Raw genomic sequence first — 14,029 nt, forward strand, 5'->3', positions numbered from 1 at the left:
GTCAGGGAAGCGTTAAGCAAGGAGTCCAGATGAACGCCGACACCCAGTATGCAGTCGAGCTGAAAGGCGTCAGTTTCAAGCGCGGTAACCGTGCCATTTTCGATAACGTCGACATTCGCATCCCGCGCGGCAAGGTCACCGGCATCATGGGCCCTTCCGGCTGCGGCAAGACCACGCTGTTGCGCCTGATCGCCGCCGAGCTCAAGCCCAGCGCGGGCGAAGTCTGGGTCAATCAGCACAATCTGCCTACGCTCTCGCGCAGCGAGCTGTTCGACATGCGCAAGCAGATGGGCGTGCTCTTCCAGAGTGGCGCGCTATTCACCGATCTCGATGTGTTCGAGAACGTCGCCTTTCCGCTGCGCGTACACACCGAATTGCCGGAAGAACTGATTCGCGACATCGTTCTGATGAAGCTGCAGGCGGTCGGGCTGCGCGGCGCGGTCGACTTGATGCCGGACGAGCTGTCCGGCGGCATGAAGCGCCGCGTTGCTTTGGCGCGGGCTATCGCCCTTGACCCGCAGATCCTCATGTATGACGAGCCGTTCGTGGGTCAGGACCCGATTGCGATGGGTGTTCTGGTGCGCCTGATTCGCCTGCTCAATGATGCCCTTGGCATCACCAGCATCGTGGTATCCCATGACCTGGCAGAAACCGCCAGCATCGCTGATTACCTGTATATCGTCGGCGATACCCAGGTGCTGGGGCAGGGCACGCCGAAGGAATTGATGAATTCGGACAATCCTCGGGTGCGGCAATTCATGCAGGGTAATCCGGACGGTCCGGTCCCCTTTCACTTTCCGGCGGCGAGTTACCGCGACGATTTACTGGGGGAGCGCTGATGCGCAAGGTCACTACGCTCGAACGGGTGCGCCTGTTCGGCCGTGCGGGTATCGATGTGGTCGCGACACTCGGGCGCTCGGTCATCTTCCTGTTGCGTGCGCTTTTCGGTCGGGGCACGGCGGGCAAGCCGGTGCAGTTGCTGATCAAGCAGCTCTACTCGGTGGGGGTCATGTCCCTGGCGATCATCGTCGTCTCGGGTATTTTCATCGGTATGGTCCTGTCGTTGCAGGGCTTCAGCATTCTGGCCAAGTACGGTTCGGAGCAGGCGGTCGGGCAGATGGTTGCGCTCACCTTGTTGCGAGAGCTGGGCCCAGTGGTGACCGCGTTGCTGTTTGCCGGGCGCGCCGGTTCCGCCTTGACCGCCGAGATCGGCAACATGAAGTCGACCGAGCAGCTGTCGAGCCTGGAAATGATCGGCGTGGACCCGCTCAAGTACATAGTCGCGCCGCGTCTGTGGGCGGGCTTCATCTCGATGCCGCTGCTGGCGATGATCTTCAGTGTGGTAGGCATCTGGGGTGGCGCGATGGTCGCCGTTGACTGGCTTGGCGTCTATGAGGGCTCGTTCTGGGCCACCATGCAAAACAGCGTTTCGTTTCGCGAGGACGTGCTCAACGGCGTGATCAAAAGCGTCGTCTTTGCCTTCGTCGTGACCTGGATTGCGGTGTTTCAGGGCTACGATTGCGAGCCGACGTCCGAAGGTATCAGCCGTGCAACCACCCGAACGGTGGTATACGCCTCGCTGGCCGTGCTTGGCCTCGATTTCATTTTGACCGCTTTGATGTTTGGAGACTTCTGATGCAAAACCGCACCCTGGAAATCGGTGTCGGCCTGTTCCTCCTGGCCGGGTTGCTGGCGCTGCTGCTGCTGGCGCTGCGCGTCAGCGGCCTGACCGCGAGCGGCGGCGACAATGCCTACAAGGTTTACGCGCACTTTGAGAATATTGCCGGTCTAACCGTACGAGCCAAGGTCACCATGGCAGGGGTGACTATCGGCAAAGTCACGGCCATCGATCTGGATCGCGACCGCTACACCGGGCGCGTCACCATGGAGCTCGACGAGCAGGTGAACAACCTGCCGATGGATTCCACCGCCTCGATTCTGACCGCCGGCTTGCTGGGCGAGAAGTACATCGGCATCAGCGTGGGCGGCGAAGAGGACGTGCTCAAGGATGGCAGCACCATTCACGACACCCAGTCGTCGCTGGTGCTGGAAGATCTGATAGGTAAGTTCCTGCTCAATTCGGTCAATAAAGACCAGACCAGTCAATGAGGATATCGATGATGATCAAGTCGCTGCGCAACAGCCTGTGCGTACTGCTGGCAGCCATGCCGCTGCTGGCTGTCGCCGCGCCGCCGGCCCATGAGGTCGTGCAGCAGACCACTGAGGTTCTGCTCGCCGACCTGAAGACCAATAAAGAGCAATACCGTAGCGATCCGAACGCCTTCTACCAAGCGCTGAACGAAATTCTTGGTCCGGTCGTGGATGTTGATGGCATCTCGCGTGGGGTCATGACGGTGCGTTATTCGCGCCAGGCGACGCCCGAGCAGATGACCCGTTTCCAGGAGAACTTCAAGCGCAGCCTTATGCAGTTCTACGGCAACGCGCTGCTGGAATACAACAACCAGGATATTCGCGTACTGCCGGTCAGCGGCGCTCAGGACCCGCAGCGCACCGCGGTGAACATGGAGATCACCGATGGCAAGGGCACCGTCTACCCGCTGTCGTACACCATGGTTTATGAAGACGACACCTGGAAGATGCGCAACGTAATCATCAACGGCATCAACGTCGGCAAGCTGTTTCGCGACCAGTTCGCCCAGTCCATGCAGAACAACGGCAACGATCTGGACAAGGTCATTGATACCTGGGCCGATACCGTAGCCCGCGCCCGCCAGAGCAAAGGTGAGTCGTGAGTCAGGCGAGCATCGTTGAGCAGGCTCCTGGCGTGTTCCAGCTGGCTGGGGTGCTGGATTACCTGAGCGGGCCTAAGCTTCGCGAGACGGGCGGGCGGCTGATTGCCGCCAGTCAGGTGGGCGCGTGCGTGGTCGACTGCGCCGCGGTGGAAAAATCCAGCAGCGTCGGCCTGGCCCTGCTGCTGGCTTTCATGCGCGATGCCGCTGCGGCCGGCAAGACGTTGACGGTACGCAATATGCCCCAGGATATGCACGGTATTGCCAGTGTGTCCGAACTGCTCGAGCTGCTACCGCTCGAAGGCTGATTGCGCGGTCTGTTGTTGACTCAAGCTGATGCGGGGTTCGCAGGCGAGGGGCTTTTTTTGTATGATGCCCGACCCGCGAGTTCAAGGGTCGTCCGCGTTGTCGCCAGCGAATGGCATACCACCTGATGGAATCCACTCGCCGCTGTCGTTAATCAATGCATTGATCGAGGTTGAGCATGCAGGCCCTAGAAGTAAAAAGTCTCCTGGAGGCTAAATTGCCGGATACCCAGGTGGAAGTTGAAGGCGAAGGCTGCAACTTCCAACTGAACCTGATCAGCGACGAGTTGGCCGGCCTCAGCCCTGTCAAGCGCCAGCAACAGATCTACGCTCACCTCAATCCCTGGATCGCCGATGGCAGCATCCATGCGGTGAGCATGAAATTCTTCAGCCGTGCCGATTGGGCCGCGCGCTCCTAAACCGAGAGAATCATGGACAAACTGATTATTACCGGCGGCGTGCGCCTCGATGGCGAAATCCGCATTTCCGGGGCGAAGAACTCTGCCCTGCCGATTCTCGCCGCGACCTTGCTCGGCGATGCGCCCGTCACCATCTGCAACCTGCCGCACCTGCACGACATCACCACCATGATCGAGCTGTTCGGCCGCATGGGCATCGAACCGATTATCGACGAGAAGCTCAGCGTGGAAGTCGATGCGCGGGCGATCAAGACCCTGATCGCGCCCTATGAACTGGTCAAGACCATGCGTGCGTCGATCCTCGTGCTCGGCCCCATGGTCGCGCGTTTCGGCGAAGCCGAAGTGGCGCTGCCGGGCGGCTGCGCGATCGGCTCGCGCCCGGTCGATCTGCACATCCGTGGCCTTGAGGCCATGGGTGCGATCATTGACGTGGAAGGCGGCTATATCAAGGCCAAGGCGCCCGAGGGTGGCTTGCGCGGTGCGCATTTCTTCTTCGATACCGTGAGCGTGACCGGTACCGAAAACATCATGATGGCCGCCACCCTGGCCAAAGGTCGCAGCGTGCTGGAAAACGCCGCGCGCGAGCCGGAAGTAGTCGACCTGGCCAACTGCCTGATCGCCATGGGCGCAAAAATCACCGGCGCCGGCACCGACACCATCATCATTGATGGCGTTGAGCGCCTGCACGGCGCGCGTTTCAGCGTGATGCCCGACCGTATCGAAACTGGTACCTATCTGGTAGCGGCGGCGATCACCGGCGGCCGAGTGAAGTTGAAGGATACCGATCCGACCACCCTCGAGGCGGTGCTCTCCAAACTGCAGGAAGCCGGTGCTGAAATCACCTGCGGCGACGACTGGATCGAGCTGGACATGAAGAGCAAGCGGCCCAAGGCAGTCAACCTGCGTACCGCTCCATACCCGGCGTTCCCTACTGATATGCAGGCCCAGTTCATCGCACTGAATGCGGTCGCCGAGGGCACCGGTACGGTGATCGAAACCGTATTCGAGAACCGCTTCATGCACGTGCATGAAATGATCCGCATGGGCGCGCAGATTCAGGTCGAAGGCAATACTGCCATCGTCACTGGCGTCGAAACGCTCAAGGGCGCACCTGTCATGGCCACCGACCTGCGTGCGTCGGCCAGCCTGGTGATCTCCGCACTGATCGCCGAAGGCGATACCTTGATCGACCGCATCTACCACATCGACCGCGGCTACGAGTGCATCGAGGAGAAGCTGCAGCTGCTGGGTGCCAAGATTCGCCGAGTGCCGGGCTAAGACCATGCTGACTATTGCCCTGTCCAAAGGCCGGATTCTCGATGACACATTGCCGCTGCTCGCCGCGGCTGGCATCGTGCCGACAGAAAACCCGGACAAAAGCCGCAAGCTGATCATTCCGACCACCTTGGATGACGTACGCCTGTTGATCGTGCGCGCCACCGATGTGCCGACCTATGTCGAGCACGGCGCGGCGGACCTCGGTGTGGCCGGCAAGGACGTGCTGATGGAGTACGGTGGCCAAGGCTTGTACGAGCCGCTCGACCTGCGTATCGCCAAATGCAAGCTGATGACCGCCGGTGCCGTGGGTGCGCCCGAGCCGAAAGGCCGGCTGCGCGTGGCGACCAAATTCGTCAACGTCGCCAAGCGTTACTACGCCGAGCAAGGACGCCAGGTCGATATCATCAAGCTGTACGGCTCCATGGAACTGGGGCCGTTGGTGGGCCTGTCCGACAAGATCATCGACGTCGTCGACACCGGCAACACCCTGCGCGCCAATGGCCTGGAAGCCCAGGAACTGATCGCCACGATCAGTTCGCGGCTGATCGTCAACAAGGCATCGATGAAGATGCAGCATGCGCGCATCCAGGCGCTGATCGATACCCTGCGCGACGCCGTAGAGTCGCGACATCCAGCCTGAGCCTGATGGCCGCCCCTGTGCGGCCTAGCCTATCCGCGTTATAGCCAGAATCTCAGGTGCCCGCGCGGTGTGGTTGCTACCCTACGGGCGCCTGAGCATTTGCCAATTACGAGGCCCGCTATGACCGCTCCTATCGCCATCCGTCGACTCAATGCCGCTGACCAGGACTTCGCTCGTCATCTGGATCATCTGCTGAGCTGGGAAAGTGTGTCGGACGATGGCGTCAATCAGCGCGTGCTCGACATCATCAAGGCTGTGCGCGAGCGCGGCGATGCGGCGCTGGTCGAATTCACCCAGCGTTTCGATGGCCTTGAAGTCGCTTCAATGGCCGACCTCATTCTGCCGCGCGAGCGCCTGGAGCTGGCGCTGTCACGGATCACTCCGCAACAGCGCCACGCCCTGGAAGTCGCCGCCGAGCGCGTGCGCAGCTACCACGAGAAGCAAAAGCAGGATTCCTGGACCTACACCGAAGCCGACGGTACGGTGCTCGGGCAAAAAGTTACGCCGCTGGATCGCGCCGGTCTGTACGTGCCCGGTGGCAAGGCATCCTACCCGTCTTCGGTACTGATGAACGCGATTCCGGCCAAGGTCGCCGGCGTGCCGGAAGTGGTGATGGTGGTGCCAACCCCGCGTGGTGAAATCAATGAGCTGGTGCTGGCTGCTGCTTGCATCGCCGGGGTCGACCGGGTATTCACCATTGGCGGCGCCCAGGCCGTGGCCGCGCTGGCCTATGGCACCGAGAGCGTGCCGCCGGTGGACAAGATCGTCGGCCCCGGCAACATTTACGTGGCCACCGCCAAGCGCCATGTGTTCGGCAAGGTTGGTATCGACATGATCGCCGGCCCTTCGGAAATTCTGGTGGTGTGTGACGGCCAGACCGATCCGGACTGGATCGCCATGGACCTGTTCTCCCAGGCCGAGCACGACGAAGACGCCCAGTCGATCCTGGTCAGCCCGGATGCTGCCTTCCTCGACCGCGTGGCCGAGAGCATCGCCAAGCTGCTGCCGACCCTGGAGCGCGAGACAATTGCACGCACCTCGCTTGAGGGGCGCGGTGCGTTGATCCAGGTTACCGACATGGCCCAGGCTATCGAGGTGGCCAACCGCATTGCCCCGGAACACCTGGAGCTGTCGGTGGAAAACCCCGAGCAATACCTGCCGCTGATCCGCCATGCCGGCGCGATCTTTATGGGCCGCTACACCGCCGAGGCCCTGGGCGATTACTGCGCGGGGCCCAATCACGTGCTGCCGACTTCCGGCACTGCGCGCTTCTCCTCGCCGCTGGGCGTGTATGACTTCCAGAAGCGCTCGTCGATCATCCATTGTTCGGCCGAGGGTGCGTCGGAGCTGGGCAAGGTTGCCAGCGTACTGGCCCGGGGCGAGTCGCTGACTGCTCACGCCCGAAGCGCCGAATACCGCATCAAGCCCTGATGGCTGTTTGTAGGGTGGACAACGCTTTGCTTGTCCACCGTCCTGTCCGGTGGAAAATGCTTCGCGGTTTTCCACCCTACGCAAACCGAAGAATTCGAGGAGAGAAGGGCAGATGAGCAAATTCTGGAGCCCCTTCGTCAAAGACCTGGTGCCTTATGTACCGGGTGAGCAGCCGAAACTGGCCAAGCTGGTCAAGCTCAACACCAATGAAAACCCTTATGGCCCGTCGCCCAGGGCGATTGCCGCCATGCAGGCCGAGCTTAACGACAACCTGCGCCTGTACCCGGACCCCAATAGCGACCGCCTGAAACAGGCGGTCGCCGATTACTACGGCGTGCAGCCCGCCCAGGTGTTTGTCGGCAACGGTTCCGATGAGGTGCTGGCGCATGCCTTCCACGGCCTGTTTCAGAACGGCCAACCGCTGCTGTTTCCGGATATCAGCTACAGCTTCTACCCGGTGTATTGCGGCCTGTATGGTATCGACTTCGTGCAGGTGCCGCTGGATGAGCAGTTCCAGATTCGCGTGGAAGATTACGCGCGGCCCAACGGCGGCATCATCTTCCCCAATCCGAACGCACCGACCGGCTGCCCTCTGGCGCTGGATGCCATCGAGCGCATGCTCAAGGCCAACCCGGATACCGTGGTACTGGTCGATGAGGCCTATATCGATTTCGGCGGCGAGACGGCGATCAGCCTGGTGGATAAATACCCCAACCTGCTGGTTAGCCAGACTTTATCCAAGTCGCGCTCGCTGGCAGGCCTGCGGGTTGGCATCGCGGTCGGCCATCCTGATCTGATCGAAGCGCTGGAGCGGATCAAGAACAGCTTCAACTCCTACCCGTTGGACCGCATGGCAATAGCCGGCGCGGCGGCGGCGTTCGAGGACAAGGTCTACTTCGAGCAGACGTGCCGGCAGGTAATAGCCAGTCGCGAGACGGTGGTTGCCGAGCTGGAGAAGCTTGGCTTTGAGGTGCTGCCATCGGCGGCGAACTTCGTCTTCGCCCGCCATCCGGGCAAGGACGCGGCGACCCTAGCGGCCGGCTTGCGCGAGCAAGGGGTGATCGTGCGTCACTTCAAGCAGCAGCGGATTGCCCAGTTTCTGCGCATCACCATTGGCACGCCGGAACAGAATCAGGCGCTGCTGGATGCCCTGCAGAGTCTGTAAATTGCAGCCATAAAAAAAGCCGGAGCAGTGCTCCGGCTTTTTATCGCCTGTGATTTTCCAGTGCAGGTTATTCGTGGTGCGCTTCGCCGAGGAAGGTCAGCGAGGTAAACAGGCCGCGGGTCTCGATATCCTTGTCGCCTTTGACCGGCAGGCTGATGGCGGCGCTGATGATATTCAGCCCTTCGTTGCGTACCAGTACCTGGGCGCGGCCGTCGGCGTCGGTGGTGGCGCTGACCTGATGCGGCGCGCCGCGATAATCGCCTACCAATTCAACCCCAGCAACCGGTTTGCCATCCACCAGCACACGCACCGGCAACGGATTGCCGGGGCCGACCTTGAGCGGGTCGGCCTCTGGCAGGATGACCATCTTCAGCTGTTCCAGCTTCGGTAGCTTGGCGCCTTCCTGGTAGATCGCCAGGCTGTACTTGAAGGTGTGCAGCGACTCGGTCGAGTTCGGCACCTTACTGCGGCCCTGGTTGATCCACTGCTTGTCCGGGGTCAGCGACCAGGGGCCGTTGTCCAGTGCTACACCCAGCATCGCGGGCGGCTTCAGCGGTTGCAGGCGGGCGTGGTCAGTCAGGCGTTCGATGGTGACCGGAATCATTTTTCCCTGGGCATCGTAGGCCCAGGCGCCGCTGATTTTCTCCGCCTTGAAGGCATTGTCTTCCGCGCCATGGCCGTAGACGGTTTCAATGTTGCCGCGGCGCTGTTCGGTCCAGAGACCATGGGCGCTGGCATCGGCGATGAGCAGCGCAGCGGCCGCGGCGGCAATAAAGGGCAAAGTCTTGTTCATGGTATTTCCTTGGTTTACAGATCGAGGGTCAGGCTTAGGCTGAGGTTGCGTGGATCGCCGGGCATTACCCAGACGTTGTTGAATGAGCGCTCGTAATATTTGCGATTGAATACGTTGTTCAGGTTCAACCCCAGCCGCAGGTCGTTGCTGGCCTGGTAGTGGGCGAGTAGGTCGACAGTGGTGTAGGCCGGCAATTCGAAGTCGCTGCCGGCTTGGCCGGAGCGATCGCCGACATAGTTGAAAGCGGCGCCGATGTCCGAGCCGCGCAGGCGGCCATGCTGGAACTCGTAGACCCCAAGCAGGCTGCCGCTATGGCGGGGAATGCCGAGCAGACGGCTGCCCTCGGCCAGGGTGTTGTCTTCACGGACCGTCGCGTCGATGTAGGCATAGGCGCCAATCACCCGCACGGCGTCGCTCAACTGGCCGCTGAACTGCAGATCCAGCCCCTGGCTGCGGGCCTTGCCGGCAGCGATGCTGTCGCCCGGGTTGTTCGGGTCGGCGGTCAGCACGTTTTCCTTGTCGATATGAAACAGCGCGAGCGTGCCACCCAGGCGGCTATCGAGCAGATCAAGCTTGAGCCCGGTTTCATAACCAAGGCCTTTTTCCGGCTTGAACACCGTGCCCTGGCTGCTGATGCTGTTGGGTTTGAACGACGTGGATGCGTTGGCAAACACGCCCACTTGAGGCGTCAGCTGATAGAGCACCCCGGCACGCGGGGTGGCGACCTCCTTGCGTTGCTCGTTGCTCACCTGGGTGCTGCGGTTCAGCGCCCGTTGTTCGAAGCGCTCCAGGCGTACGCCCACCAACCCGCTCAGGCGATCGGTAAAGGTGATCTGATCTTGCAGGTTGAGGGAGTAGCTTTCGACGTGCTCGAAGAAGTCGTTGGGATTGGTGATCGTCGGCTTCGGCTGGCCATACACCGGATCCCGAATATCCAGGCCGTAATCCAGGGATGTGGCGCTTTGCGGATACTTCTGGCTGTTGCGGTAATTCTCGTACTCCACACCGATAAGCAGGCGGTGCTGCCAGCTGCCTGTCTCGAGATCGCCATGCAGTTCGGCCTGGGTGATGCTGTCGTTCCATTCGAAGTCGCGTTGCCGGTAGAAGCGGCTGACCTCGGTGCCGATCAGGCGTGAGGTCTCGGAGCTGTTTCCCTGCAGAGTGCCCTGGGCGTAATGATTGGCCAGGCGCAGCTTCCAGAAATCGTTGAGGTAATGCTCAAGGCTGAGCTGGATCAGTTGGTTGTCGTTGCGTATTTCGCCATCGTTGGGCTCGCCGAGAAAAGTGGAGCGCGGCACCGAACCCAGCTGGTTGTCGACCGCCGGGATGCCGCGGTCGAACACCGTGTCGGTGCGGGAAAATTCACTTTCGAGCAGCAGGCGCGTGTCCGGGCTGAGCTGCCAGCTCAGCGACGGGCTGACGATTTGCCGGTCGCTACCAACGTGGTCGCGAAAGCTCTGGTTGTCCTCCAGTGCCAGGTTGACCCGCGACAGCAGGGTGCCGTCGTCATTCAGTGGCGTGTTGACGTCGAGGCTGCTGCGGTAGCGGTCCCAACTGCCGGCACTGGCCTTGAGCTGGCTGAAGGCTTCGGCTTGCGGCTTCTTGCTGACGATATTGACCAGGCCGCCCGGATCGCCGCGCCCATACAGGCTGGCGGCCGGACCTTTGAGTACTTCGATGCGTTCGATGCCGGAGGCGTCGGGTGCGCTATAGCTACCACGGTTGATGGCAAAGCCGTTGCGGTACAGCTCGCCGGTGGTAAAGCCGCGCACGCTGTAGTTGAGGAACGTCAGACCGCCGAAGTTGTTTTGCCGGGACACGCCGCCGGCAAAATCCAGGGCGCGATCAAGGCGAGTGGTGTTGAGGTCATCCAGCACCTGGGCCGGCACCACGCTGATCGCCTGGGGCGTTTCGCTGATGGGCGTATCGGTCTTGGTTGCGCTGCTCGAGCGCGTCGCCCGGTAGCCCTGGACGGGGCCGTCAGCCAGCTCACGCTTGGCAGTGATGACGCTGTCGCCGAGATGCACGGCGTTACCTTGTTCATCTGCCAGGGCGCTGGGCATGACCAAGCTGGTAAGTAGAACTAGAACTGGGCGCAAAGCAGGTGTCCTCAGGATTTATTTGATGTAATAACATAACATTAAATAAATCCTGAGATGCAACGCTGTGCTTTGCTAACCCTGAATCATTTCTGGGCCACGGGCGGACGCATGCCTATTTCGGCAGTCAGCTCCATCGGTTTGCCGTTACGCAGGATATCGATACGAATCTTGTCGCCGGGTTTCGCGCGAGCGACCTGGTTCATCGAGCGGCGACCGTCGCCAGCAGGTTCGCCATCGATATTGAGGATCAGATCGCCGGGTTGCAGACCGGCTTTCTGCGCCGGACCATCGCGATAGATGCCCGCCACGACGATGCCTGGGCGGCCGTCCAGGCCAAAGGACTCGGCCAGTTCCGGCGTCAGCGGTTGCACTTCGATTCCCAGCCAGCCACGGATCACCTGGCCGTGTTCGATGATCGCGCGCATCACCTCCAGTGCGAGTTTGACCGGGATGGCGAAGCCGATTCCCTGGGAACCGCCGGATTTGGAAAAGATCGCGGTGTTGATGCCCACCAGGTCGCCATAGGCATCGACCAGCGCGCCTCCCGAGTTGCCCGGGTTGATTGCCGCGTCGGTCTGGATGAAGTCCTCATAGGTATTGAGGCCCAACTGGTTGCGTCCCGTGGCGCTGATGATGCCCATGGTGACGGTTTGACCGACGCCAAAGGGGTTGCCGATGGCCAGGGTGACGTCACCGATCTTGATATTGTCCGAGCGCCCGAGGGTGATCGAGGGCAAATCCTTGAGGTCGATCTTGAGCACTGCCAAATCGGTTTCCGGGTCGCTGCCGATGATTCTCGCCAAGGTTTCGCGGCCATCCTTGAGCGCCACCACGATCTGATCGGAGCCTGCCACCACGTGGTTGTTGGTCAGCAGGTAACCGTCGGAGCTCATGATCACCGCCGAGCCGAGGCTGGACTCCATGCGGCGCTGCTTGGGCAGGTTGTCACCGAAAAACTGGCGGAACTGCGGGTCTTCGAACAGCGGATGGTTCGGCTTGCTGACGAACTTGGTGCTGTAGAGGTTGGCGACTGCCGGGGAGGCGGTGTTCACTGCATCGGCGTAGGACACCGGGCCGCTCTGGGTGCGGTTGTACAGCGGCGACTGGCGCACCTGCACATCATGCGCAGGCAAACCGACCCACTGCGGGTAATACTGCATGATCAGTAATGCCAGCAGTATGCCCACCAACAGGGGCCAGCCAAAAAAACGCAGGGCCTTGAACATCGATCAAATCCTGAGGGTTGCGAGGGCTGGGGAGAGCCCCTTAAGGTGCGCCATTATAGAAGGCCGTGTCGCAATAAAGCAGCGGCTAGCATCAACGTTTGAGGAATAACCATGGCCGTTGCCCTGACCACCCTGCAGGAAGAAGCCGACCGTTATCTGAACGCCTCGCGGATCAGTGATTATTGCCCCAACGGGCTTCAAGTGGAGGGTCGCCCGCAGGTGCGACGCATCGTCAGCGGTGTGACGGCCAGTCAGGCGTTGATCGATGCGGCGGTCGAAGCCGAGGCGGACGTGCTGCTGGTGCACCATGGTTATTTCTGGAAAGGCGAGAACCCCTGCGTCGTGGGCATGAAGCAGCGGCGTCTGAAGACGCTGCTGAGCAATGACATCAGCTTGCTGGCTTACCACCTGCCGCTCGACGTGCACCCTGACGTGGGCAACAACGTGCAGTTGGCGGCGCAGCTGGAGATTACCGTCGAAGGTCCGCTGGAACCCGACAACCCGCTCACCGTCGGCCTTGTGGGTTCGCTGGCCGAACCGATGAGCCCCCGGGATTTCGCCCGGCGCGTGCAGGATGTGCTCGGCCGCGAACCCTTGCTGATCGAGGGCCGCGACATGATTCGACGTATCGGCTGGTGCACGGGTGGCGGTCAGGGCTACATCGATCAGGCCATCGCTGCTGGCGTCGATCTCTACCTCACCGGCGAAGCTTCGGAGCAGACGTTTCACAGCGCGCGGGAAAATGGCATCAGCTTTATCGCGGCTGGCCACCACGCCACCGAGCGCTACGGCGTGCAGGCCCTCGGCGATTATCTGGCCAGGCGCTTTGCCATCGAGCATCTGTTTATCGACTGCGCAAACCCAATCTGAACGCCCTGCGGAGCGGTCATAAAGCTAGATCGTTTCGGTCTAACCGGCTGCCTGAATAGAAGCGGGTGCTGTGCTAGAGTGCGCGCTCGTCCACGGCCCGCCGGCCCCAACACACAGCATTCGTGAGTAGCCATGCTCGATAAACTGACCCACCTGAAACAGCTGGAGGCGGAAAGTATCCACATCATTCGTGAAGTGGCCGCCGAATTCGACAATCCGGTCATGCTCTATTCGATCGGTAAAGACTCCGCCGTGATGCTGCACCTGGCGCGCAAGGCGTTCTTTCCGGGCAAGCTGCCGTTCCCGGTGATGCACGTCGATACGCGCTGGAAATTCCAGGAGATGTACAGCTTCCGCGAGAAGATGGTCAACGAGTATGGCCTGGATCTGATCACCCACATCAATCCGGATGGCGTGGCGCAGGACATGAACCCCTTCACCTACGGCAGCGCCAAGCACACCGACGTGATGAAGACCGAGGGTCTCAAGCAGGCGCTGGACAAATACGGCTTCGACGCCGCCTTCGGTGGTGCGCGCCGTGACGAAGAGAAATCCCGCGCCAAGGAGCGCGTGTATTCCTTCCGCGACAGCAAGCACCGCTGGGACCCGAAGAACCAGCGTCCCGAGCTGTGGAACGTGTACAACGGCAAGGTCAAGAAGGGCGAGTCGATCCGCGTGTTCCCGCTGTCCAACTGGACCGAGCTGGACATCTGGCAATACATCTACTTGGAACAGATCCCGATCGTGCCGCTGTACTTCGCTGCCGAGCGTGAGGTGATCGAGAAGAACGGCACGCTGATCATGATCGACGACGACCGCATCCTCGAGCACCTGTCGGACGAAGAAAAAGCCCGTATTACCAAGAAGATGGTGCGCTTCCGTACCCTCGGCTGCTACCCGCTCACCGGCGCTGTGGAATCCACGGCCACCAGCCTGACCGACATCATTCAGGAAATGCTCCTGACTCGAACGTCCGAGCGCCAGGGACGTGTCATCGACCACGATGCTGCCGGTTCGATGGAAGAGAAAAAACGTCAGGGGTACTTTTGA

At 61.1% G+C, this 14,029-nt stretch carries 15 protein-coding genes; 12 read left to right on the forward strand and 3 right to left on the reverse strand.

The features are described 5' to 3' along the window. Positions 1-29 precede the first annotated feature (29 nt). The 10 genes from ACX0MV_RS05025 (at position 30) to hisC (ending at position 7,988) form a co-directional block, all read left to right on the forward strand. Positions 30-839: an ATP-binding cassette domain-containing protein gene (locus ACX0MV_RS05025; RefSeq protein ID WP_458981382.1), complete on the forward strand. Its 810-nt coding sequence runs from the start codon at positions 30-32 to the stop codon at positions 837-839. After that, the gene (mlaE, locus tag ACX0MV_RS05030; protein ID WP_458981383.1) at positions 839-1,636 is read left to right on the forward strand and encodes a lipid asymmetry maintenance ABC transporter permease subunit MlaE; all 798 of its coding nucleotides are present in this window, start codon (positions 839-841) and stop codon (positions 1,634-1,636) included. Before ACX0MV_RS05025 ends, mlaE begins: the two co-directional genes overlap by 1 nt. Beyond that, on the forward strand, positions 1,636-2,109 hold the full coding sequence (gene mlaD, locus ACX0MV_RS05035) for an outer membrane lipid asymmetry maintenance protein MlaD (protein ID WP_458981384.1): 474 nt from the start codon (positions 1,636-1,638) through the stop codon (positions 2,107-2,109). The genes mlaE and mlaD overlap by 1 nt, the downstream gene beginning before the upstream one ends. Before the next feature lie 11 nt (positions 2,110-2,120). Continuing rightward, entirely contained in the window at positions 2,121-2,753 is a 633-nt protein-coding gene (locus ACX0MV_RS05040) for an MlaC/ttg2D family ABC transporter substrate-binding protein (protein WP_458981385.1), read from the forward strand. Next, a complete protein-coding gene (locus ACX0MV_RS05045; protein ID WP_458981386.1) occupies positions 2,750-3,058 on the forward strand; it encodes an STAS domain-containing protein in 309 nt (102 codons plus the stop codon). Before ACX0MV_RS05040 ends, ACX0MV_RS05045 begins: the two co-directional genes overlap by 4 nt. A 176-nt stretch (positions 3,059-3,234) precedes the next feature. Then, positions 3,235-3,474, forward strand: coding sequence for a BolA family protein (locus ACX0MV_RS05050; protein ID WP_458981387.1), 240 nt, complete (start codon positions 3,235-3,237; stop codon positions 3,472-3,474). A gap of 12 nt (positions 3,475-3,486) precedes the next feature. Next, on the forward strand, positions 3,487-4,752 hold the full coding sequence (gene murA, locus ACX0MV_RS05055; RefSeq protein WP_458981388.1) for a UDP-N-acetylglucosamine 1-carboxyvinyltransferase: 1,266 nt from the start codon (positions 3,487-3,489) through the stop codon (positions 4,750-4,752). A gap of 4 nt (positions 4,753-4,756) precedes the next feature. After that, entirely contained in the window at positions 4,757-5,392 is a 636-nt protein-coding gene (hisG, locus tag ACX0MV_RS05060) for an ATP phosphoribosyltransferase (RefSeq protein WP_458981389.1), read from the forward strand. A 120-nt stretch (positions 5,393-5,512) separates the two neighbouring features. Next, positions 5,513-6,823: a histidinol dehydrogenase gene (hisD, locus tag ACX0MV_RS05065; RefSeq protein ID WP_458981390.1), complete on the forward strand. Its 1,311-nt coding sequence runs from the start codon at positions 5,513-5,515 to the stop codon at positions 6,821-6,823. Positions 6,824-6,935: 112 nt separating this feature from the next. Beyond that, positions 6,936-7,988, forward strand: a complete 1,053-nt coding sequence (gene hisC, locus ACX0MV_RS05070) for a histidinol-phosphate transaminase (RefSeq protein WP_458981391.1) — start codon at positions 6,936-6,938, stop codon at positions 7,986-7,988. 67 nt (positions 7,989-8,055) lie between these two features. On the opposite strand, the gene ACX0MV_RS05075 is transcribed toward hisC, so the two are convergent. The 3 genes from ACX0MV_RS05075 to algW all read right to left on the reverse strand — a co-directional run bounded on the left by ACX0MV_RS05075 (position 8,056) and on the right by algW (position 12,109). Continuing rightward, positions 8,056-8,781: a DUF4198 domain-containing protein gene (locus ACX0MV_RS05075; protein WP_458981392.1), complete on the reverse strand. Its 726-nt coding sequence runs from the start codon at positions 8,779-8,781 to the stop codon at positions 8,056-8,058. Positions 8,782-8,795: 14 nt separating this feature from the next. Further along, a complete protein-coding gene (locus ACX0MV_RS05080) occupies positions 8,796-10,844 on the reverse strand; it encodes a TonB-dependent siderophore receptor (RefSeq protein ID WP_458981393.1) in 2,049 nt (682 codons plus the stop codon). Between the two features lie 122 nt (positions 10,845-10,966). Continuing rightward, entirely contained in the window at positions 10,967-12,109 is a 1,143-nt protein-coding gene (gene algW / locus ACX0MV_RS05085; RefSeq protein ID WP_458981394.1) for a Do family serine endopeptidase AlgW, read from the reverse strand. A gap of 111 nt (positions 12,110-12,220) precedes the next feature. On the opposite strand from algW, the gene ACX0MV_RS05090 reads away from it, so the two are divergent. Both ACX0MV_RS05090 and cysD read left to right on the forward strand, forming a co-directional pair. Continuing rightward, positions 12,221-12,979, forward strand: a complete 759-nt coding sequence (locus tag ACX0MV_RS05090) for a Nif3-like dinuclear metal center hexameric protein (protein WP_458981395.1) — start codon at positions 12,221-12,223, stop codon at positions 12,977-12,979. Between the two features lie 132 nt (positions 12,980-13,111). Further along, entirely contained in the window at positions 13,112-14,029 is a 918-nt protein-coding gene (gene cysD, locus ACX0MV_RS05095; protein WP_167147447.1) for a sulfate adenylyltransferase subunit CysD, read from the forward strand.

It is taken from the genome of Pseudomonas cistanchae (genome assembly GCF_054483635.1).